This window comes from Victivallis sp. (assembly GCF_048170485.1).
In the GTDB taxonomy this organism is placed as follows: domain Bacteria; phylum Verrucomicrobiota; class Lentisphaeria; order Victivallales; family Victivallaceae; genus Victivallis.
Genome location: NZ_DBEXAY010000205.1, coordinates 1 through 20,839, shown reverse-complemented (window position 1 = coordinate 20,839; position 20,839 = coordinate 1). Strand labels below are relative to the sequence as shown.

Genomic DNA, 20,839 nt, shown 5'->3' with positions numbered 1-20,839 from the left:
GCCGCGCCGGTGCAGAAAATCAACAGATTGCGCACCCGCCCCCCCGCGAGAAAATAGACCGCGGCAAATCCGGCAAGATAGATCGCCGACGTTCCGAAATCCGGTTGAAGAAAGATCGGCACCAGCCAGATTCCCGCGACCGCCAGCGCCCCCCAGAAGCGGAGATTCTCCGACCGCAATGACGTCATGGTCACGACGAGTGTGAGCAGAAAGATTCCCTTTGCCGGCTCCGTCGGCTGGAGACTGAACGAACCGATCCGGAACCAGCCGCACATGCCGTTCACCCGCACCCCCGCCAGCGGCAGAATCAGGAGCGGCAGAAAGAAGAGCAGAGCCAGCACCCAGATCTGCCGGCGGTAGAAATCAAACGGAATCCGCGCGGCCGCCAGCATCACCGCCATCCCGCCCACCAACGCGCCGAGCTGTTTGCCGATCAACAGCGCAGTCGGCGATGCGGACTGCGAACTTGCGATGGTCAGCACCCCCCAGAGGCCGAGCAGAAAGACCAGAATCTGCACCACCGTCCCGGCATCCAATATGCCGGAGGAACCGGAGCGATATTTCCTCATTCGTTCCCCCTCCCGTGGCGTTCCAGCATTTCCGCCTCGAAATTCAACTTGATGTCCCGCCCCGGCTCCGGCGGCCGGAGCAGCTCCCAGCTCTCCGGAATCCAGTTGCGGTAGCGGTCGAGCAGAACCCGGAACTCCCCGGCCCGCCCGCGAAGCAGTGCGTCAAACTCCAGCTCCAGCCCGGAAATCCCCACCAGCTCCCCCTCGCGCAGCTCCACGGCCCCGACCCGGCGGCGAATCCAGCGGGAACTGACGGTGATCCGCTCCCACCGCGGCACAATCCGGAAGCCGTTCCCGGACTTCACCAGACTCTCCAGCTGTCGGATCTGGTCGGGCGAAAGCCCCCGGCGCAGAAGTTCACGGCCGTTGGATTCCGCCGACGGCGCCGCCGCATCCGGCACAATTGCACGCAGTTGAATCAGTATCTCCTCGCCGGGCACCTCCCCGGCCCGCCCCTGCCAGAAGAGGTCAAAATACCGCTCGCTCCACGCCAGCGGCACTCCGCGGCTGTCGAGAATCCGGCCGCGCGGCGCCGGAATCCGGCCGTAACTGCGGGCCTGTTTCTCCCCCTCCCGGATGTAGTGCCCGGACGCCGGTCCGGCCAGCCAGAAGCCGCGCACCAGCGCCGCCAGCGCCCAGAGTGCAAGCACCGCAAACAGGATCGCCGAACGTCTGGAGACACAATTTTCCCGCGGTTCGTCCATCTCACCTCCCCGCCCGGCGGAAACGCGGCGGCGGCAGCCGCCGGCTGGTGAAGAGCATCAGCGGCACCAGCAGAAGAAACATGATTCCCGACCCGAAAAAGACGCCGCGCACTCCGCCCAGCAGACTTGCAGTACATCCGCCGGAGAGCGCCCCGAGCATCCACCCGACCGACTTGAAACAGGCCGCCCAGCCGAAGAAACTGCCGTGTTCCCGCTCCGGCGTCACCCCCGCCAGCCAGGACTGCAGCAGAGGTTCGATCCCCCCCGCCGCCAGCACCATCAGCGAACGCTCCACCAGCAGCTGAATCACGTCGGAGCTGAAACTCTGTACAATCCGCATCACGCCGGCGATGACGATCACCGCCGACGCCACCCGGATCAACGACATCCGGTCGGCGAGGTAGCCGAGCAGCAATCCGGAGAGGATTCCGGCCAGCGAACAGAAGCCGCTGATCCGCCCGCTCCAACTCACCGCCTCCGGCGCGCCGTGCATCACTTCGCGCACCAGTATCGGCAGAAACGGATTGTCGAACTCCCGCGCCAGCCCCATGAAGATAAAGAGAATCAAGAGATACCACACCAGCCCGAACCGGGGCAGACGCCAGCGGATTCCGGCCAGATGCTCGCGCATGCTCTCGCGGCGTTCAAAGTTCTCGCGCACCCCGAGAAGCACCAGAAGACCGCTCACGAACAGCAGTCCTCCGCTGGCGAGAAAGGCGGAGTGAAACCCGAAGAGCATCACATAATCCCCCCCGAGGAACTGCCCCGCCATCATGCCGCCGAACAGCGCCGACGCAATCGTGCCGAGCGCGAAAGAGCGGTGCTCCTTCGGCGTGGTGCTGATGAGAAGCGTCTGTGCCGCCGCCACCGTCCCGGTGAGTGCGCCGATCCCCAGTCGCAGCAGGATCAGCCACTCCGGCGAATTCACCAGCGCCATCAGCGGCAGCATCACCGCCGCGCCGAAGTTCGCCCGCAACAGCATGATCCGCCGCCCGTACACGTCGGCCACCATCCCCCAGATCGGCGCGAAAATGCAGAAGGTGAGATTTCCGGCCACGTTGAAGAGCGCCACATACATGCTGAGCTCCTCATCCGGCACCCCGAGGCTGGAAAAATAGAACGGCATGAAGGTATAGGCGGAGCTGAACGACGCCATCGACAGAAACTGCGAGATCCAGATGACCGCCAGATTCTGCCGCCAGTTGCAGCGCACCGTCTGCCCCGCGTCCATCCCCCCTACCTCGCCCTGCCGCGCCCCGCCGCCTGCCGCAGCAGCCGGGCCAGCAGCGCATAGTTCAACGGCATCGCCATCGCCCAGACCCGGTCGAGCGACCGCACCTGCCGGAACAGCATCTCCGAAATCTGATTATCCACCACCACCGCCGGCAGCTCCCGCCGCCCGGCCGCCTGCCGGAGACGCTCGACCAGCTCCGCGGGAGCGCAGGATTTGAAGGGCGCAACCATGACAAATCCATCATAGGCGACCTTTTCGACCGCTTTCACCATCGCGTCGGCCGAGTCCACCGCATCGACCGTGATCGAATCGGCCGCGAGCAGCCGGGTGATGATCATCGCCTCGTCGGCGTTGTCGTCGCCCAGCAGAATCCGCAACGGCGCGGGTTCTCCCTCCGCCGCCTCTTCCGAACCGGGCAGATCCAGCTGACCGGTCCGGCTGCTGCGCCACTGGTCGGCACGCGCGCCGGACTCGCCCACCCGGCAGTCCTTGTCATCCAGCTCCAGACGAAGTACGGAGCAGGACTCGCCGGTACTGCGCACCGCCAGACGCATTCCCGCCTTGGCGGCGATGTCGCGCACAAAACAGAGCGCGAGCACACTCAGACTGCGCGGCTCAGGCGGCGTGGATTCGGTCTCCTCCTCCTTCCGGAACTCCTCAAATTCGCGCGCCAGTTCCTCACGGCAGGGCGCCCGGCGACTGTCCCGCACCTCCAGGACCACCATATGACGCTCGCGGAAACAGGAGAGCATCACCGTCTCCCCGGGGCCGGAAGCCCGGGCCACGGCACGAATCAAGATGGCCATCAACTGCGAAAGCAGTTCCCGGTCAATCCGAATCGCCGCCGGAGCGCTGGCGGAAAAGCGATTGACCAGCGTCACTTCGCGCGCCTGCAGCGACAGTGCGTTCCGCTCGGAAATCTCACGCAGGAAATCCGCCGTCTCCACCTCCTCCAGATGAAGCGTACTGGAGCGCTCCCGCCCCAGCGCACAGATGTCGATCAGCCGCTCGACCTGACGCGAGAGGGAGCCCACCCGCCGGTTGATTCCGATCAGCATCGAGATCAATTCCTTATGATTCTGCTCGGACTGCGGCATATTCAGCAACTGGGCGATCACCAGCGAGAACCCCTTGATCAAGCTGAGCGGCTGGCGCATCTCCGGAAGCATGCCGTTCAACAGCTGCAGCTGCAAAGAGTCGTGCCGCTCGATCTCCCGGCGCACCTCCGCCTCCCGGGAGAGGCTCAGCTTGAGTTTGCCCTGCAGGTTCTGCTGACGGTCGCGCAGAAAATTCAGCGAGGTCACCAGCATGCTCACCTCATCACATCCACAGCCGGTCACCGGCAGCACCGGCGGCATCTCCCCGGCGGCGAGCTGATCGGCGAACTTCGCGGCGTCCCGCACCGGACGCATCAGCCGGATCAGCAGCATCACCAGCACTCCGGCCGTGACGAACAGCAGCAGAATTCCGGCCAGGCCGGCAACGGCAACCGTATCCTCCGGTTCGATTTCCAATCCGGGATTCCGCATCGCCTCCACCAGACGGCAGAGCGCAGGCATGCCGAAGGCGACGATCCAGCCCGCCGCAAACACACTGAAGACGCCGAATGCAATAAGAACTGGAAATATCTTTCTGCCGATTTTCATACTCTTCGTTCCATTCTGGTTCTCTCCCTGGAATCATTCCAAGGGAATTTCCCCGCTGCACTGCTTCAACCCCGCGATCACCTCCGCGTAGGTCGGGCGATCCTCCGGAGCATAACTCATCATCCTGCCGGTGAGCGCGGAAAATTCCGGAGTGACCCCGGGATTGAGTTCCGCCAGCGTCCGCGCCACGCCCTCCGAACGCCGGTCCAGCAGCTCCTGCGGTTCTCCGGTGATGCCGAATGGCGCCACGCCGCCGCTCATGAGCTCGTAAATCGTCACCCCCATGCTGAAAATATCCCCCCGGTAGTCCTCGCCGCCGTACAGCAGACGCTCCGGACTCACGTAGGCGGGACTGCCCCAGCCGTCGCACAAGGTGAGAGAATCGCCCTCGTCCCGCACATCGGCCAGGTCGAAATCCCCCAGCTTCGCCTCGTTCTCCGCCGAAATGAGAATGTTCCCCGGCTTGACATCGTGGTGGACGATCTTCTCCTGCCGCAACGCAAAATCAAGCCCTTCGACGATGTTCCTCAACCAGGCGGCGATCTGCCGGATATCGGGAAGAGTTCCGTCCTTCAGCCGCTGCTCCAGACTGCCGGCCTCCATGTAACGCATCACCAGAAACGGCTGCTCCTCGTAGATGCCGCAGTTGTAAATCGGAATGATTCCGGGGTGGTTCACCCGCGCGACCAGCCGCGCCTCGGCGAGAAAGCGCTTCCCGCCGTCATTCGCCTCGCTCTCCGGGTTGAGGATCTTCACCGCCACCCGGCGGGCGAGTTCCGGCTCGATCGCCCGGTAGACCTTGGACATGCCGCCGTATCCGCAGATCTTCTCCAGCAAATACCGGTCAAACCGCTTCGGCACCCGCAGCCGGGTACCGCAGCCGGGGCACGGAAAGTAGGCGAACGGCTCCAGCTCCGAGACATCCAGCTTCGCATGGCATTTGCGGCAGAAAACTTTCAGCGGTTCCGGTGCGGCCATCATCAGCACACCTTTCTGACGGAACCATCCTCCGCCCTCAGTTCAAAGGAGCCGAGCGGATGATCCTGCTCGATGATTCCGAATTCAACGTCCGTGCGCCCCAGCTCCGCCAGCCGCGCCTCGAACAGCCGGCGAACCAGATCGACGGAATTGCATTCACTGCTCAGATGCGCAAGCAGCAGCAGGCGGGTCCGCTCCGTCAGAAGCGTTCCCAGCGCTTCGCAGGCCGCGACATTGTCGAGGTGGCCATGCCGCCCGAGAATGCGCCGCTTCAGATAGAGCTGACGGTCGGAGTCGCGCAGCATCTGAAAATCGTAGTTGCTCTCCAGCACCAGCGCGTCGCAATCGGTCAGGCGCTGCATGGCGAGCATGTTGACGTTGCCGAGGTCCGTGGCGATTCCGATCTTCAGCCCATCCCGCCGGATGACAAAGCCGACCGGCGCGACCGCGTCGTGCTGCACCGCGAACGGCTCCACCTCAAATCCGCCGATCTGAAACTCGCATCCGGGCTCGAATTCCAGCACCCGCCCGGGCAGCTTGCCCCGCCGCCGGAGATACTCCGCCGTCGGCGACGCGGTGCAGAGCGGAATATCCAGATCATCGCAGAACACCCGGCATCCCCGCGAGTGATCGTCATGCTCGTGGGTGAGCAGAGCGGCGCGCACCCGCCCGGGATCCAGCCCGAGCTGCTCCATCCGGGAGCGAACCTCCCGGCGGGAAAATCCGATATCGACGATCAGCGCCCCTTCCGGAGCGGAGAGAACCAGTGCATTTCCGCGGCTTCCGCTGCCCAATGCGCTCAAACAGACCATAATCCCCTTCTTTCCATCCAGTCCGCGGCCCGCCAGTGGGCGCAAAACCGAAAAAATTTCCGAAATATCATCAAAACGACTGGAAAAAAGCTGTTTTGAAATTTAAATTCTATCCTGACAAAAAGCAAATGAAAAATCCCGCATTCCGGCGGGTTTTCACGATATTTTCAATAATATACACCGATGTCCGCAAATCAACAAACCTTATCGACCACTCTCCGGCAGGAACAGCAGCTTTCCGCCCGGCAGCTACAGTCGCTCGAACTGCTCAATCTGCCGCTGCTCGACCTGGAGGAACGGCTGTCACAGGAACTCGCCGCCAACCCCATGCTCGAAGCCGAATCCGACGAGGAGTGGCAGGAGCCGGCGGCGGAACCCGCCCCCGACCCCGAACCGGACGACGAGGCGAGCCTCGACGAACGCGCCGCCGAATCCGAAGAGTGGGCCGACGAACTGCCGATGCCGCCCGGCACCGGAGAGAACGGCCCCTCCGGCGAACAGCAGGAGTATATGCTCAACTCCCTCGCCAGCGCTCCGACGCTGCAGGACCAGCTCTCCGCCGAACTCGCCCTCACGCCGCTGCCGCCGCGCATCAGAAAACTGGCCGAAGAGGCGGTTTGCAGCATCGACGACTCCGGTTATCTGCGGACGACCGCGGCGGATCTGGCCATGAGTTCCGACGCCACGGTGGACGAAGCCGAAGAGGCGATCCGCGTGATTCAGGGGTTCGACCCGCCGGGGGTCGGCTGCCGCGACCTCGCCGAGTGTCTGCGGCTCCAGCTCGAACGAAAGAAAGCGCTCACGCCGCTCCTGGCGGAACTCCTCGAGCATCACCTGGACGACATCGCCCGCAACCGGCTGCCCCAGCTGGCCAAAGCTCTGCACATCTCGATGGAGGAGTTGAATGCGGCGCTCGCGGAGTTGCGCAAACTCAATCCGTTCCCCGGTTCGGCATTCGCCCCGGGCAATTCCGAATTCGTCCTGCCGGAGGTGACGATCGTGCGGAAGGAGGACGGCTCCTACGAAGCACTGCCGCGACGGAACGGCCTGCCGAAACTCTTCCTCGCGGAACGCTATCTCAAACTGCTGGAAAATCCGGACCTCTCCCCCGAGGACCGCGCCTATCTGCGCGAAAAACTCCAGCAGGCGCGCGAGCTCATGCGTGCACTGGATCTGCGCCAGAGCACCATCGTGCGGATTGCCGACGTCATCATCCGCACCCAGCGCGATTTTCTCGACCGGGGAGTGGAATATCTCAAGCCGCTGACGATGAAGCAGGCGGGCGACATGCTCGATCTGCACGAAACCACCGTCAGCCGGGCGGTGGCGGGGAAGTACGTCGAGACCCCGCAGGGGATCTTCCCCTTCAAGTACTTCTTCACCGCCGGGTTCACCGGCGAAGACGGTCAGGAGCTCTCCAACCGGGCGGTCATGGAGAAGATCCGCGAGCTCATCGGCAAGGAGAATCCGGCCAGGCCGCTCTCCGACGAACAGCTCGCCCAACAGCTCAAGGCGGAGGGGCTCGCCGTCGCCCGGCGCACCGTCGCCAAATACCGCGAACAGCTGAACATCCCCTCCTCCAGCCTGCGGAAAAAGCATCTCTGAAGCGGCCGGAACCCGTCAGCAGGTGAGTGAGGCGGCGAAATCGCTGAGCGAATTGTCCCGTGCGCCCATGATGACGATGAGGTCGCCGGGATGGGTCGACAACAGCAGAAAATCGGTCAGCGTCTCCCGGTCGGGGAAGGTCATGAACCGCTCCGGACGGCGCGACGCCGCCTTCCACTCCCGGCACACCTCCTCCGCGGTCGGCTGGAACGAGGAGGTTCCGCCCGCATAATAGGGCGGCAGCAGAATGAACCGGTCACGGGCGCGCAACTCCCCCTCCAGATCGCGGAAAAGCTCGTCGCGCATGAAGCCGAACGGCTTGAATCCGTGCGGTTGAAACACCGCGTACAGATCGCCCGAAGCGAGCTCGCGCATCGCCCGCAGACAGGCGAGAATCTTCTCCGGATTGTGCGCGTAGTCGTCGTAGACGAGCGCGCCCGACGAAGTGGTTCCGGCGAAGTCATTCCGCCGCCAGACCCCGTCGAAGCGCTCCAGCGCCTCGAGCACCTCCTCCGTTTCGAAGCCGATCATCTCCAGCAACGCGTCGATCGCCAGCGCGTTCATCGCGGTGTGAAATCCGCCCTGCGGCAGGGCGAGACGGCGGCCGCCGGTGAACTCCGCCAGCGGGGTGCGGCTCTCAATCCGGCACTCCTCGGAGTGGAGGCCGTAGATGGAGAGCAGATTGTTCGCCCCTTCGGCGTCGAGCGCGGCGCGGTCGCCGGACGGGGCAATTCGAGCCCGGCGGCCGTGGCAGTAGATCGCCTCGGCGCGGGTGGCAATCCGGTAATCGACCACGGCGTAGCGGGAATCGGGACGCGGTTCGGCGTCGATGATCCGGATTTCCAGCCCGGCCGGCAGCAGGTCGCGCACCGCCTCATAGACGCCACGCTCGAGCACCGCGCCCTTCCGGACATGGCGGAGGAACTCGGCGAAAACGCGCGCCAGCTCCGCCTTGTCATAATGGTCGGTCCCCATGTTGAGAATGATCGCATAATCGGGCGAATAGCGCACGAGGCTCTTGTCGCTTTCATCCGCCTCAAACACAAAATATTTCCCGCCGCCGGGCCGGTAGTTTCCGGCGAAGCGGCCGCCCCGGAACCGCTTGATCAGCGCCCCGTCAAGGCAGGCGGGATCGGCCCCGAGATTGGTCAGCGTCTCGGCAAGATACGCGGTCACCGTGCTCTTGCCGCAGCTGCCGGTCACCGCGATGGTGCAGTTGAAATGCGATTCGCCGATCACCCGTTCGAGCAGTTCGGAACGGTGAAGCCGGGGAATCCCCTCCCCCGCGAGAAAATCCGGATTGTCCTCCTCGATCGCCGTGGAGTAGACCAGAAAATCCGGCCGGGAGGCGCGCACGCCGGAGCCGTCCTGCGGATAGATCGTGATCCCCTGCAGTTCGAGCGCGTCGATAATCCGCCGGTTCTCCGGGCGGTCCGCCCCGCGGTCACTGCCGGTGACCCGATAGCCGCTGTCGGCACACATGGCGGCCAGTCCGCTCATGCCGATGCCGCCGATGCCGATAAAATGCAGATGAATCATCGATCCCCCCTTTCGGAAACAAAAGAGAAGCCGTTCCGGCCGGTCCGCCGGAAAAGAGCAGTTCTCATGGTGTCTGCCTCGCTTTTTTTCCCTTGCCGGCTTCCAGCAATGCCGGATCCGGCTGAATGTTCAAATGACGCAGTACCCGCGTCATGGTCGCTTTGAACGTCGGCGCCGCCACCGTAGAGGCGTAGTAGGCCCCCTTCGGCTCATCGACCGTCACCAGCATGACCAGCGCCGGGGAACGGGCGGGAACAAATCCGACGAAACTGGAAAAATATTTGCCCGAGGCGTATCCCCGCCCCGGAATGTATTTGCGGCTGGTCCCGGTCTTGCCCGCCACCTCGTAGCCCGGAATCGCCGCCCGGACCGCGGTTCCTCCCGGCTGGGTCACGCGAATCATCATCTCGATCAGCTGGCGGTGCGCCTCCGGGTGATCGAAGAGCGGAACCGGTTCCGGAACCGGCATCCGGGTGACCGCCCCGGTCTCCGGGTCGACAATGCGGTCGATCAGCCGGAGCGTCGGCAGTTTTCCGCCGTTGGCCAGCGCGCAGTAGGCGCGGAGCATCTGAAGCGGCGAAACACGCACGCCGTATCCGATGGGGAACCGGGTGATCGAAAGCCCGTCCCAGCGGCGGACCGGCGGCAGAAGCCCCCGGGTCTCCAGCGGAAACGGCAGACCCGTCTTCGACCCGAACCCGAACAATCTCAGCGCGTAATAGACCCGCTGTTCACCGAGCATCATCGCCACCTTCGCCGTACCGACGTTACTGGATTTCTGGATCACCCCGGCAACCGTCAGCTTGTCGTAGGGGTGGGAGTCGCGCAACACCTTCCCGAGGTAGACCCACGCGCCCTTGTCGCAATCGATCACCGTATCCGGCGTGACCACCCCCCAGTCGAGCGCCTTGCCGATGGTGAAGGGCTTGATGATCGAACCGGGTTCGATACCATCCTCGGCGATGCGGGTGCGGGCCGCCGCCGCACTGAAAGTGGAGCGGTCGTTCGGATTGAAGGTCGGGCGCTGTGCAATGGCGAGGATGTTTCCGGTCTTCGGATCGGCGATCGCCGCGTAGAGTGTCGCCGGCTGCCACTTGGCATAGGTCGCGTCGAGCTCCTCCTCCAGAATCGCCTGAATCGGTTCCCGGACGGTGAGATAGATGTTCTTTCCATCCCGGCTCTCCTTGATGAGTTCGTGGAGTCCGTAGGAGAGCGGCAGTCCGTCGAGCGTGCGTTCGTAACGCTCCCGCCCGGTATCGCCGGTCATCTGCCGGTTCAGCTGTTTTTCCAGACCGATCTGCGGCACGTCGCTGTCGTCGACGACGTTGGTGTAGCCGAGCACGTTGGAAAGCATCGCCCCCTTGGGATAGGTCCGCATGTAGCCATCGCGGAAAAAGAGCGCGTTGATCCGGTTCACCCGGACCTGTTCCCGGATCTTCGCGGCCTCATCGAGCGACGCGCGCTTTTCGATCACCGCGTAACGGGAGGGCACCATCATCGGGGTGCCATCCGGATTGGTCAGCGCCTCCCCCTTCGCCCCCCGCTTGACACGCAGCGGATTGAGCCGCTTGTAGAAATAGTTGTAGTCGCGGCCGAGATGCTTGGCGAGAATGAACGCCAGTTTCCGCCGCTGCGCCTCCCCGGTCAGATTGCCGGGATCGGCGGTGATGGAGACGCAGGGACTGTTGCTGACCAGCAGGTTCCCCGACATATCGAAGATCTCCCCGCGCTTGCCGCTGGTGACGCGGGTGGCGGTGTACCGGACCCGGGCCTTCTGCAGATATTCCGCATGGGACTTCACCTGCACGATGTAGAGCCGGGCGATCAGATACCCCGCCACCGGCACCAGCAGCAGAGCGGCCGCAAACTTCATGCGGAAGCGGATGCTGTCATTGCTGCTCAACATGGGCAAAATCCTGCGAACCTGGAACCGCGGCCGCCGGTCAATTGCGCGCCGTGTTCGGCCGGCGTGCGGGCGCCGGAACCGCAGTGGCTACCGATTCCAGCGGCATGCGGGCCGCCTGTACCGGAGAGAGAATGGCGATCTTGCTGACCTGACCGGGCGCGGCTTCGTGCAGCCGGAGATCGAACCGGGCGATCATCGCCCGGATGTGCGGCCAGGCGCTGAGCTGTTCCCGCCGGATGCGCAACTGGGCGATCTCCCGTTCCGTCTGATGCAGTTCGCGCTGCGTCCGGCGGATGGAACGTTCCGTCTCCGTAATCTTCTGATTGAGGAAAATATAGATGTTGAGCAACCCGGCCACTGCGCCCACGACAAAGGCGAAGCGGAAGACGGCTGACAGTTTCTCTCCCAGCGACCCCTGCCGGGCAGGACGGGCCTTGCGGACACATTTCGCTTTTCCGGGTTGAATGTTCATGTTGTTTCTCCCTGTATATCCCACGTTATTTCATCGATTTTTCTGCAATTTTCTCTGCCGCGCGCAGCCGGGCCGGCGCCGAACGCCGGTTGCTCTCCAATTCATCCGGCTGTGCGGTGACCACCTTGCGGGTCAGCACCCGCAGCGACGGCGTCGCCCCGCAGACGCAGACCGGCAGTCCGGGCGGGCAGGTGCATTCCGCCGCCGCATCCCGGAAAAAGTTCTTCACAATCCGGTCCTCCAGCGAATGAAAACTGATCACCGCAATGCGTCCGCCGATCCGCAGAATTTCCACCGCCTCCGGCAGGACACGCTCCAGTTCGCCCAGTTCGTCGTTGACGAAGATCCGCAGCGCCTGAAACACCAGCGTCGGCGCCGGGAGACGTCCTTTCTTCGATTTGCCGAGCACATCGTCGCACAGCGCCACCAGATCGGCGGTGGTTGCGAACGGCTTCTCCTCCCGCCGGGCGACGACCGCCGCCGCCAGCCGGCGCGCACCGGAGAGTTCACCGTATTCCCGAAACACCCGGGCAAGTTCCTCCTCGCTCCCGCGGTTCAGGAAACGGCTCGCCGTGAGCGCCTCCCGCCGGTCCATGCGCATGTCGAGCGGACCGTCGGCCCGCCATGAAAATCCACGCTCCGGCTGATCGAGCTGCGGCGAAGAGACGCCGATATCCAGCAGGATGCCATCCACCTCCATCCAGCCCTTTTCGCGCGCGAACAGCGCCAGGTCCGAATAGTTGCCACGCACCAGCGTCACACGATCCTTCGCAAATGCGAGCGTCTCCGCCGCCTTCTCCAGCGCGGCGTCGTCGCGGTCGATTCCGAGCAGTTCCAGCTGCGGATAGCGCCGGAGCAGCTGAGCGCTGTGCCCGCCGCCGCCGACCGTGCCGTCGATCAGACGCGCCGGAGCATCCGGAAACACGAGGTACTCCATCACCTCACGGCTGAGCACCGGCACATGTTCAAATTCTCCGCTCACATCTCACCTCTTGCCCAGAATTCCGCCCAGCAGCCCGGCGATGTCGCCGGAGTCGTCGCTGACCTTCTGAATCTCATCCAGATACATATTCAAACTCGCCTCGTCATCCGGAACCACCCAGTTTTCCGGAGCGGTCAACCGGATGTGGGTGACCGCGCCAATCAGCTTGAGCTGAGTGCCGACGCCGATTTCATCGAGCATCTTCCGGTCGAGCGCGATCCGCCCCTGCTTGTCGCAGCGGCACTGCCGCGAACGCGACCCCAGATAGGCGAACGCCATCTGCATTTTCGGGTTGGCAATCGCCAGCTTCTTCGCCTTCTCGACAAACTCCAGAAAGGTCTGAATCGGCAGCAGCACCAGCGCCTTCCCGCGCGCGGGAATGAGCACCAGCTCGGTGTTCCCCTCCCGGTTCCGCCAGTCACTCGGCAGAGAGACCCGGCACTGGGCATCCAGTGTGTGGTCGTATTCCCCGAGAAACAATCCCTGGAACAGTGTTGTCGCGTCAGACGCCATCCCTAATCATCCCTATTCATACCTATCTATACCTATTTTACTACAAAAACTCACTTTTGCAACTCTGGAACCATTTTTTTTACCGATTTTTTCCGCAGAAAACGCTTTTTGCGCAAAAATTCGCCGGACCGGTTGAAAATGCGGAGAGGCAAGGCTAAATTGAAGGTGGGTCCACAGGGCAAACAGAGGTCGACGATCATGGCGTTAAAACGGCTCGGCAGTTCTGAAACGCTTCCGCTGATCCTGCTCGGCGGACTGCTCATTTTCTATGCCTGGAGCCTGCTGCACTACCTCGTGCCGGTCACCGGCGGAACCGATCAGAACGGCTACCACGTCTGCGCAAGAACCTTCAATCTGGAGGGCAGATTCTACCGGAAACCGATCGACAAACTCGAATTCATCGGCTCGATGTGGGTGGTCAACGACCGGGGAGAATACTATCCGAAATACCCGCCCCTCTATCCCCTGCTGGCCGCGGGAATGAACGCGCTCCTAGGTCCGGGCGGCGGCTTCTACGCCACCTTGTAGGGTGCGGTTCTCGCGGCGGCCGGAATTTTCGCGCTCGCCCGCTTCTTTCTCGGGCCGTGGTACGCCCTCTTCGCCACCGCGGCGGCAATCTGTTCGCCGGTGCTGTCGGCACTCGCCGTCACCAAGAACTCCCATACGCCGAGCCTCGCACTCTTCGTCTGGGGAATGGCGGCCTTCTTCACCGCTCTCACGCCACAGAAGCGGGCGTGGCTCCGCTTTCTCACGGCGGCGATTGCCGGATTTCTGATCGCCTACTGCACCGGAATCCGCTACACCGACTTTCTGCTGATTCTGGTGCCGACAGCGGCGGCGCTCCTTTTCGCCCGGAAGACGAAACGCTGGATTCTCCTGGCCGGTCTGGCGGCGGGGGCGGCAATCCCCTTCGGCGCGATGGCGCTCTTTCACTGGCACGCCTACGGGGCGCCGTGGCGGAGCGGCTACTCTCTCACCGACGAGTCGAGCGCCTTCGTGCCCTCCTTCATCCTCAGCAATCTGCGCATCTACGTGCCGGAATTTTTCCTCTCGGTCGTCGGGCCGCTCGGTGCCTTCGCCCTGCTCTTTTTCCGGTTCCGGTGGCGACGGCTCCTCTTCTGGCTGGTCTGGATTGTGCCGACCTTCGTGCTCTATCTCATGTACTACTGGGCGCCGGAAGGGGGCGGCACCGGCGCGATGCGGTTTCTGGTGCCGCTGATTCCGGCGGTGCTTCTGCTCGCGCTGCTCTCGCTTCGACAGGTGGTGCGCCGTCTGCCGGGACGGCGGCTCGCCGCGCTCTCCCTCCTCGCCGTCGCCGCAGTGCAGTTCACCTGGGGGATCATCGGCTCGGCAAAACTGTGCGAAAAGAAAGCGGTTGCGGATTTCCAGCATCTGGTCCGTCTGGAGGTGCTCCGCAACCGGATTCCGAAAGGAGCGGTCATCATCGCCAACGCGGGAATTCTCAACGAACTCGACTTCGAACGGCGCTGGCAGCTCTACCCCTCCTACCTTCTGAACGTCAGACAGATTCAAAACACGATCAGCCGTTCCCTTGACGCGCAGGCGGCGGGCCTGCAGAAGGCAAGAGCCCTCGATCTGCGCGATGAACTCGGCGGCCTCTCGTACGGAAAACTGTATGAAAAACTGCGGAACTTCTTCGAGGAGAAGCAAAAGTCCGGCCACCCCGTCTACTTCGTCGGGCGGACCTGGGAGGCGAACTCCTTCCGCCGCGCCTTTCACCGTCACTTCGAGCTGGAGGAGCTCGGGCTGATCACCGGAGAACGGCCGGCGCACATTCTGGTGCCGATCCAGCGCAGCGCCACCCGCTTTCTGCCGGATAAAACCACCGTGCCGATGCAGCTGGGCGAGATCGTCAAGGTCGGTGCGAAGCGGCAAAAGGTTCTGCCGCTGAGCGACTCCGAACGGGTTCTGCAGCAGGAGCGCCGCGAAATCATGGAGCGCCTGGCGCCCGACAACGACGCGGAGATCCGCCGGGATCTGGAGCGGCTCGAAGCAATCCGCGACGAGGTGCAGTCGCTTCGCCGCTCCGCCGCGGAAGCCAGACGGCGCGCCGAACTCCGCCGGAAAGCGGCGGAAAAGCGCAAAGCAGAAGAGAAGCGCAAGGCGGCGGAAAAACGCAAGGCCGGCGGGAAAAAAGCGGTGCAGAAGCCCGTCACTGCCGCACCGGTAAAATCCCGCCCGGCCTCAGAGAAGAGATAGTTATCTCGCCTTTTCCGTCTCGTCCACGAACAGCCCCAGCAGAAAGCGGTTCCGCCAGTTCTCCGGCCCGCCCGCCCAGAACTCTTGTGAGTGGCGCCGTTCGCCGTCCGAATCGTCCACGGCGACATCGAATGCGAAAGTTCCCGGTGATTTCCTCCCGAGATTCTTCCACGGAATCCGAATGTCGGCCGAGAAGTCCGTTCCGGAATCCTGCAACGACCAGACGATCCCCTCCAGACTCAGAGTCGAACTGCCGGTCAAAGCCTCCGGCAGGCCGTTCGACGACTTCGGCACCAGAAACAGCCGGAAACAGGAGTCGGTATACGCCTCCCGGTCAAGCCCCCGGAAAGGCTCCATATCCAGAAAAATTTCCACGCCGTCTCCGCTCCACGGAGCATCTTTCACCCGCCCGCCGCGCCGGTCGTCACGCACCTGAATCTGAAACTCCAGAAACTCCGGAGTGGTCCGCACCTGAATGTTTCCGTTTTCGCCGACGGCGAGCGTCTCCCCGGAGCGGCAGATCCTGCCGGATACCGGCTGAACGAAAAAGGATTGGATTCGTTCGCCATCCGACACGATGACGCGGAGCTTCTCCTGCCGTTCTGCGGGCGCCGGGAAGACAACCATCCGGATCTCCTGCGGCTTCAGCTCCAGCTTTTGAACGGGGGCGCCGGGAATCCGCATCGCCAGCTTCTGATTCTCGCGGGTGTTGTTCCCGATCTCAACCGCCAGCACCGGCGCGCCGTCCTTTCGGAAATAGCGGGCGCCGGTAACCTGAAACTTCCGGTGCGGCACCACTTTGAGCAGGTTCCAGTCCGGCCGCTTCTCCTTCCCCTTCAGATAGACCGGGTTGTTGTCGATCAGGATCTCCCGCCCGGGAAGCGGGTTGCCGAAGAGATCGTACGCAGACACCCCCTCCGGCAGAACCAGCGTGAAACGTTCGCCCCGTTTCAACGCCCAGCACGCCAGCAGCGAGTTCCCGTGACGGTCCTCGTAACGCCAGAGGCTCAGACCACGCAGGAGATCCCATTTGCCCTCCCCTCTGCCGCACTCGAGAAAGCGGGCGAAGGCGTTGGTCGCGACGGCGTATTCGTTGGGGATGAAGGTGGAGGCGGCGTAGGCGGTCCATCGGTACCCCGGCCGGAGATCGACGCCGGTAATGCGCGGCGCCCACACCGGAATGCTCTGCGCCAGCCCCGCCCCGAGATCGATCAGGTAGCGGCGCACCAGATTGCCGACCGGGAAATCACTCTGTTCGGCCAACGGCTTGCTCAGCCCCTCCCAGTCCTGAATGAAGTAGAGTTCGGAATTCCACAGCGGCATTCCCGGGCGGTATTTGCGCACGATCTGCATCACCTCGGCGATCTGCTGTTCGGCCGGAACCGGCGCGTCATCCAGCTGTGCATTGTAGGGATGAAACGAAACCGCATCGGCATACTGAAATGCCCCCAGTCGACCGCACTCTTCGAGAAAACGCCCCAGATCCCCGTTCAGATCGCCCGTCGCGCAGAAGCCGACGACGGTGCAGGAGGGGTTTGCCTTCTTCGCCGCCCGGTATGCCCGCTTCAGGTATTCGGTGTACTGTTCCGGCGTGAGAAAGAGATTGGGTTCGTTGATGATTTCACAGTACGAAATGTCCTCTTTGTAGCGAGCCATGAATTCGTAGACGAAGGATTCCCACAGATCGGGCGGCGGGAGAATCCGCTGGAAGATGCCGCTGACTTTCACTCCGGTGTGTTCGCTCGCCTTACGGAGCCAGGAGTTGGCGATCTTATCACTCGCCCGGGCGACGAATTCCATACTGCCGAGCCGGGGCAGGATGTCGAGACCGTTCTTCCAGGCCCGGCGAATGATGTTGTCGGTGGCCCGCCAGTCGTAGCGGCCCTGTTCCGGCTCCATCCTCCACCAGGCAAAGAGGCCGTCGTCGTGGAGGCGGATCGCGCCGAATCCGGCCTGCCGGATCCGGGCGAAGAATTCGTCCAGATCCATCCCGCACGCATTGAACAGTGGTTCCCGCGGCAGTCCATTCGGCTCCGGCGGCTGAAACCGGGTGGCCGACATGTGGAAGAGGTGGCCGTTCACCCCCGCGGAAAATCCATCCCGGAACGAATACTTTTTCTGCGGCAGGCGGCCGATCACCGCAAACAGCAGCGGCACTTCACCGGAATCCATCCGCAGTTCAAACGAGCCGAAGCGGGTCAGCTTCACTGGAAGGTCACACCTCCTGCTCTCCCCCGGCTCCAGAACGAATGAGAGAAGAGCAAGCGTCTCCTGCTTCCCCTGGAAACGATCGTACAGAACCGGTTCAATCCGGCGCTCCACGCGGCGACTAGAGTAGTTCACCGCGCTCACGCCGAAACGGTTTTCTCCGGGGTAACGAACCGGTTCCCCTCGTTCAAAGGCGAACTCCACGTCGGCGGCCGGAGCGTACTCTGCCGGCTCCCCGGAGAGTTGCATCGCATCCAGCCACAGGGAACCGGTGTTCCAGTTCAAAACCAGGTTGCCGACCGGATTCGCCTCCGGAATGGCGGGGATGGCAAACGTGTATTTCCGCCACTCCGTCGTGACCTGAAACTCCGTCTGCCGGTTCCACCAGTGATATCCTTTGGCGTCATAGGTGCAGGAACGCAGCATCAGTTGCACGACGGCGGGTTTCTCCGCCTTCATCCAGCAGGAGAAATAGTAGCGTTTCCCCGGAGTCAACGCAATATCGTGCGAAGATAACTGCACGGAGTTGCCGCGAGGATTCGGCACGTGAAGGCTGTATCGCCCATGAATCCGGGTTGAAGCATCCCGCTCCGCCCGGACCGGGGTAAAGTCCGCGGCGGAATAGGGAATTGCAGTCGCGACGCTGTATTCCGCCGAACCCAGCTCAAAACTGGAGTTACGAAGCAGATTTTGCCCCTCGACGCTGCCGAATACTCCGGCGGCGAGACAGCAGAACAGAACTTTTCTCATCCTTCCCACCTTCACGGGAGCTCTTCGAGCTCCACATCTTTCAACAGCAACTCCTCCTGCCCGGCCGGAATGGCAAACCGACAGCTCAGCAAGCCCCGTTTCAACACAGGATACGCGTCAACGCCGGGAAGCGTGAATTCCAGCGTCTCCTTCTTCCACTCGTTCGAGACCGGTTTCGTCTGCAGGAACGCCCAGTAGCGGGTATCGGGGAGCCAGCCGCCATCCACGCCGGCGCGGAAACTCCCCGGCGTTCCCTTGACCCAGAACGAGAGCCGGTATTTCCGCCCCGGCTGAACCGGCAGTTCCACCGAGCGCAGCTCACGCGCCCCCTTCCCCCGGCTCTGAAACGCCATCCCCTCTTCAATATGATCCTCGGTCGCCACAACCCGGTGCGGTTCCCCCTTCATGGTCCGGAATCCGGCACCCCCCTTCCCGGCATCCAGTCGGAACTTCCGGCAATCGGCCTCCGTCAACAGCTCCAATCGGGGTTGCCGAATCTGGAGTGTGTAGGGGCTCTTCCCTTCCGCAATCAGCGTAAGACGGCACGGCCCGCCGGTCCGGAAATAGAGTGACGCAACACTCCACTCCTCCGTCGCCGGATACGCCGCGGACATCTGGTTGTCAAGCCGGATCTTGAGCGGCGTACCCGTTCCTCCGGGCGTGCGGTACTGAAACTCCAGCCGACAGACGCCCGCCCCGGGAATCTTCAGATCGGCGGATACGGCCGACCAGCGGGTGAAACGGCACTCCAGCTGTTCCGGCGTCGCGCTCCACCCCTGCGGCACCTTCCACTGCGGGAAAGGATCCAGCGCAACCGGTTCCGCCGCGGCGAGCGCGAGCATCCAAGCGGTTCCTGCAACGATCAGTTTCTTCTTCATGCGAACGACTCCTTTTTTATTTTTTGGTCCAGTTTCCGTTGAATTTCTGTCGCCAGCTGACAGTCTCCACGTGGCCATCGATGAAGAGAACATTCAAATCCGTACCGCCGTGATTGATGTAACCGGGGTAGGTTTTGAATTCCGCATCGGCGAGTGCCATGCCAGGCAGATAACTGCCCGGCGTGTAGTCCGGGTAGCAGGAGTTCCGGTGCGGGCCCCAGAGGTTGCCCCATTGGAACAGAGAAACCTTCTCCAGCATCACCGCACTTCCGGAAGCGATCTGCCCCTCTTTGCGCGGGACCCGCCCGCCGTCCTCCGTCTCCTGAATCGCCCCGCCGCTTTTGCCTATCGTCAGAACGTAGGAGGAGATGTACGAGGCATTCTCAAACGGCGCATTCCGGATTCCCGGGCAGAAAAAAGCTCCCGTCGGCCTCTTGAAATAATCCGGTTTGAATCGATTCTGAACCGGCGAAACCTGACTGACATATCCATAGTTGAGATCGACAGAAGAACAGTATCCCTGATTTTCACCGGCGTACTCGTGCAGCATCATCCCGTTCTGACGCAGGTTGGAGACACAGGTGATTCTGCGGGCCCGCGCCCGGGAGGAGTTCAGCGCCGGCAGCAGGAGCGAAGCCAGAATCGCAATGATCGCGATTACAATTAATAATTCAATCAACGTGAAAGATCTGCTCTGTCGCATACGCCCTCCTGTCTATCTGGTTGAATTACCGGCTTTGATATTCCACTGCAGCGAGGAATCCTGCAACGGGGAATCCTGATGCTGCATTTCATTCCACAGTTGGTTCAACAATCGGGAAACAATGGCGGCAAACGGTTTCTCCGTCATCGTGGGCTCCCAGTCGTAGCAGGTGCAGCCGGTAATCAGCTGCAGATCCTCCGGAATCCGGATCCCGCGCGAGACGGCAAACTCCCGGACGCGGTCCGCCTGATGGAACCGCACCACCGCGCCGTCGACCGCATGCTCCCGGAACAGGGCTTCCAGCTGTTCTGATGGAAGTTCCTCATCGACGAGCAGTTCCGGATTCGGAGCGCTTCCCGCCTCCTTCAGCGCGGCAAAATATCCGTCATGGCTCCGTTCGAGCCGGGGGCACTTCACAAAGAGAATCGACCGGCAGCCGCGATCCAGCAGAAACTTCGTCTTCTGGTATCCCTCGGTAAAGGGATCCATGTAGATGTAATTGCCGCACGCCGGCGGCACGCTGTCGAAGAAGCCGACGATCGGCAGAGCCCCCTCCCGGTGAATCCGCTCAAACACCGCCGTATGTCCGGGCGGAACCCCCAGCCAGACCAGACCGTCAAGGCCGCTGTTTGCAATGTCGCTGTAGATCATCTCCGTCCCGGAGGTCATGATGAGCTGCACACAGGCGTCGTACCGGCGAATCTCCCGGAAAAACGCCTCCATGAAACAGGCGTCCTCCCGGTTGTAGAGCGCGTGCATCCCGTTCCGGAACAGCAGGCCGACAATTTTCTGCCGCCGCTCATCCTCCCGCATCGAAAGCGGATTGACGAAGTACCCCCGCCGGGGGCGCTTGATGAGATAGTTTCCGGCGACCATATCCTCCAGCGCCCGCCGGACCGTCTTCCGGGCAACGCCGAACGTTTCCGCCAGAGTACGCTCCGAGGGCAGCGGACACTCCGGATCCGCGTGCAGCGTCAGATTGATGAAATGCTGACGCAGTTTGATGTACTCATGGATGTTGGAAGGCGCCATTCTTTTCTCCTTTGAAGGATACCAGAGGGTACCAGTCTGATATAGACTATACAGCTGTTTTTTGTTTTCGCAAGAGGGAAAAAGGAAA

The 20,839-nt window shown here is 62.6% G+C and carries 19 protein-coding genes; 3 read left to right on the top strand and 16 right to left on the bottom strand.

Annotation, left to right across the window (positions count from 1 at the left end):
- The 6 genes from ACMLHG_RS10745 to ACMLHG_RS10720 all read right to left on the bottom strand — a co-directional run.
- A partial coding sequence (locus tag ACMLHG_RS10745; protein WP_417170496.1) for an FtsW/RodA/SpoVE family cell cycle protein occupies positions 1 to 569 on the bottom strand: 569 nt, incomplete at its 3' end.
- Positions 566 to 1,273: a hypothetical protein gene (locus tag ACMLHG_RS10740; RefSeq protein ID WP_417170495.1), complete on the bottom strand. Its 708-nt coding sequence runs from the start codon at positions 1,271 to 1,273 to the stop codon at positions 566 to 568. The genes ACMLHG_RS10740 and ACMLHG_RS10745, both read right to left, overlap by 4 nt.
- 1 nt (position 1,274) lies before the next feature.
- Positions 1,275 to 2,504, bottom strand: a complete 1,230-nt coding sequence (locus ACMLHG_RS10735) for an MFS transporter (RefSeq protein ID WP_295807878.1) — start codon at positions 2,502 to 2,504, stop codon at positions 1,275 to 1,277.
- A gap of 5 nt (positions 2,505 to 2,509) precedes the next feature.
- Positions 2,510 to 4,153, bottom strand: coding sequence for a hypothetical protein (locus tag ACMLHG_RS10730; RefSeq protein WP_295807880.1), 1,644 nt, complete (start codon positions 4,151 to 4,153; stop codon positions 2,510 to 2,512).
- A gap of 33 nt (positions 4,154 to 4,186) precedes the next feature.
- The gene (locus tag ACMLHG_RS10725) at positions 4,187 to 5,134 is read right to left on the bottom strand and encodes a serine/threonine protein kinase (RefSeq protein WP_294433055.1); all 948 of its coding nucleotides are present in this window, start codon (positions 5,132 to 5,134) and stop codon (positions 4,187 to 4,189) included.
- Positions 5,134 to 5,943 (bottom strand): MBL fold metallo-hydrolase, encoded by an 810-nt coding sequence (locus tag ACMLHG_RS10720; protein ID WP_294433056.1) that lies wholly within the window; start codon positions 5,941 to 5,943, stop codon positions 5,134 to 5,136. The genes ACMLHG_RS10725 and ACMLHG_RS10720 overlap by 1 nt, the downstream gene beginning before the upstream one ends.
- 183 nt (positions 5,944 to 6,126) lie before the next feature.
- Here ACMLHG_RS10720 and rpoN point away from each other — a divergent pair, with 183 nt between their 5' ends.
- Positions 6,127 to 7,548 carry an RNA polymerase factor sigma-54 gene (gene rpoN / locus ACMLHG_RS10715; protein ID WP_417170494.1) on the top strand — a complete coding sequence of 474 codons (1,422 nt, stop codon included), beginning with the start codon at positions 6,127 to 6,129 and terminating at the stop codon, positions 7,546 to 7,548.
- A gap of 15 nt (positions 7,549 to 7,563) precedes the next feature.
- Here the strand turns inward: rpoN and ACMLHG_RS10710 are convergent, their stop codons facing one another.
- From ACMLHG_RS10710 to ACMLHG_RS10690, 5 genes are all read right to left on the bottom strand, one after another.
- Positions 7,564 to 9,087, bottom strand: coding sequence for a Mur ligase domain-containing protein (locus tag ACMLHG_RS10710; RefSeq protein WP_417170493.1), 1,524 nt, complete (start codon positions 9,085 to 9,087; stop codon positions 7,564 to 7,566).
- A gap of 64 nt (positions 9,088 to 9,151) precedes the next feature.
- Complete coding sequence (locus ACMLHG_RS10705; protein WP_417170492.1) at positions 9,152 to 10,993, bottom strand: peptidoglycan D,D-transpeptidase FtsI family protein; 1,842 nt, start codon at positions 10,991 to 10,993, stop codon at positions 9,152 to 9,154.
- 37 nt (positions 10,994 to 11,030) lie between these two features.
- The gene (locus ACMLHG_RS10700) at positions 11,031 to 11,465 is read right to left on the bottom strand and encodes a hypothetical protein (protein ID WP_294433060.1); all 435 of its coding nucleotides are present in this window, start codon (positions 11,463 to 11,465) and stop codon (positions 11,031 to 11,033) included.
- A gap of 25 nt (positions 11,466 to 11,490) precedes the next feature.
- Positions 11,491 to 12,447, bottom strand: coding sequence for a 16S rRNA (cytosine(1402)-N(4))-methyltransferase RsmH (gene rsmH / locus ACMLHG_RS10695; protein ID WP_295807888.1), 957 nt, complete (start codon positions 12,445 to 12,447; stop codon positions 11,491 to 11,493).
- 3 nt (positions 12,448 to 12,450) lie between these two features.
- Positions 12,451 to 12,960 (bottom strand): division/cell wall cluster transcriptional repressor MraZ, encoded by a 510-nt coding sequence (locus ACMLHG_RS10690; protein WP_294433062.1) that lies wholly within the window; start codon positions 12,958 to 12,960, stop codon positions 12,451 to 12,453.
- A 198-nt stretch (positions 12,961 to 13,158) separates the two neighbouring features.
- Between ACMLHG_RS10690 and ACMLHG_RS10685 the strand changes: the two genes are divergently transcribed.
- Positions 13,159 to 13,488 (top strand): hypothetical protein, encoded by a 330-nt coding sequence (locus ACMLHG_RS10685; protein WP_417170491.1) that lies wholly within the window; start codon positions 13,159 to 13,161, stop codon positions 13,486 to 13,488.
- Here the strand turns inward: ACMLHG_RS10685 and ACMLHG_RS10680 are convergent.
- Entirely contained in the window at positions 13,473 to 13,610 is a 138-nt protein-coding gene (locus ACMLHG_RS10680) for a hypothetical protein (protein ID WP_417170490.1), read from the bottom strand. The two genes, ACMLHG_RS10685 and ACMLHG_RS10680, sit on opposite strands and share 16 nt — an antisense overlap.
- On the opposite strand from ACMLHG_RS10680, the gene ACMLHG_RS10675 reads away from it, so the two are divergent.
- Positions 13,588 to 15,180, top strand: a complete 1,593-nt coding sequence (locus tag ACMLHG_RS10675) for a hypothetical protein (RefSeq protein ID WP_417170489.1) — start codon at positions 13,588 to 13,590, stop codon at positions 15,178 to 15,180. The two genes, ACMLHG_RS10680 and ACMLHG_RS10675, sit on opposite strands and share 23 nt — an antisense overlap.
- Here the strand turns inward: ACMLHG_RS10675 and ACMLHG_RS10670 are convergent, their stop codons facing one another.
- The 4 genes from ACMLHG_RS10670 to ACMLHG_RS10655 are packed head-to-tail and all read right to left on the bottom strand — an operon-like array spanning position 15,181 to position 20,751.
- Complete coding sequence (locus ACMLHG_RS10670) at positions 15,181 to 18,138, bottom strand: sugar-binding protein (protein WP_417170488.1); 2,958 nt, start codon at positions 18,136 to 18,138, stop codon at positions 15,181 to 15,183. It abuts the gene before it with no gap.
- A gap of 11 nt (positions 18,139 to 18,149) precedes the next feature.
- Positions 18,150 to 19,016 carry a hypothetical protein gene (locus tag ACMLHG_RS10665; protein WP_417170487.1) on the bottom strand — a complete coding sequence of 289 codons (867 nt, stop codon included), beginning with the start codon at positions 19,014 to 19,016 and terminating at the stop codon, positions 18,150 to 18,152.
- Between the two features lie 16 nt (positions 19,017 to 19,032).
- Positions 19,033 to 19,719 (bottom strand): prepilin-type N-terminal cleavage/methylation domain-containing protein, encoded by a 687-nt coding sequence (locus ACMLHG_RS10660; RefSeq protein WP_294433066.1) that lies wholly within the window; start codon positions 19,717 to 19,719, stop codon positions 19,033 to 19,035.
- Positions 19,720 to 19,731: 12 nt separating this feature from the next.
- On the bottom strand, positions 19,732 to 20,751 hold the full coding sequence (locus ACMLHG_RS10655; protein WP_417170486.1) for a GntR family transcriptional regulator: 1,020 nt from the start codon (positions 20,749 to 20,751) through the stop codon (positions 19,732 to 19,734).
- Positions 20,752 to 20,839 lie beyond the last annotated feature (88 nt).